The sequence below is a fragment of the Mesorhizobium sp. PL10 genome (assembly GCF_053714315.1).
Window position 1 is genome coordinate 1 of the sequence record NZ_JBSKBR010000167.1, and the last position, 753, is coordinate 753.

The 753-nt window shown below is 54.6% G+C and carries 1 protein-coding gene; it reads right to left on the minus strand.

Features of this window, described 5'->3' with window-relative positions; all coding sequences use genetic code 11:
* Window positions 1-51: 51 nt before the first annotated feature.
* Window positions 52-552: a 4'-phosphopantetheinyl transferase family protein gene (locus ACWGTO_RS33680; RefSeq protein WP_454578980.1), complete on the minus strand. Its 501-nt coding sequence runs from the start codon at window positions 550-552 to the stop codon at window positions 52-54.
* Between the last annotated feature and the right edge of the window lie 201 nt (window positions 553-753).

Below are 753 nucleotides of genomic sequence, written 5' to 3' on the forward strand. Positions count from 1 at the left end.
AAAATCAATGACTTACGTGGCTATGTTCTTTTTGTGTTCTCGTCCAGGTGTTCAAGTCGGGCTAGGAGCGCGGCTGCAGCACGGGCATCCGGTCATCCAACTGTGATGGCAGGCTACGCATGATGATCTTTTGTGGAGAGCATGCGACGATAAATGCCCTATCAATTGCCCGCAGACTGGGAGTGGGTAGAGGTAATATTGCACGTCATCAAATTTCACGGCCGGCTCATCCCAACCCGTATGAAGGCCGCGCGGGTCTTGGTGGAGACCAAGACCCACGCATTTCAGTAGGGCTTCTTTTCTGGTCCAGAGCTCCAGCAACTTTCGGACAGTAAACTCGCACGGAGTGTCTTCAAAAAGCCTTGCCTCTTGGTCCGTCATAATCTGGCAAGCCAACTGGCGGCAATTTGCCAGAGGGCGCGAATGCTCAATATCTATCCCCACCAAGCCCAAGGCTGACACGGCGACTGCGGACCAATCGCGGCTATGAGATTGGCTCACCTCAATACCGTGCGCCGGCGATTGGGGTTTGCCGAAGGGCGACACGGTCATCTGAAGATCTCTCGGTGGAATATGCAAGTGCGCGGCAAGGATGATTCGAAAAGCGCTCTTCGCCTGAAGATATGAGCGGCGCAAATTCGTGTGGCGAATTTTTTCTGCCCTTTTCCGCTCAGCTGGACTCAGCACTTCGCGATGTGATCGAGGAGAAGCTGTTCGATCGCCGGCGGGACCTGTTCACCGATCTGAGCCTGG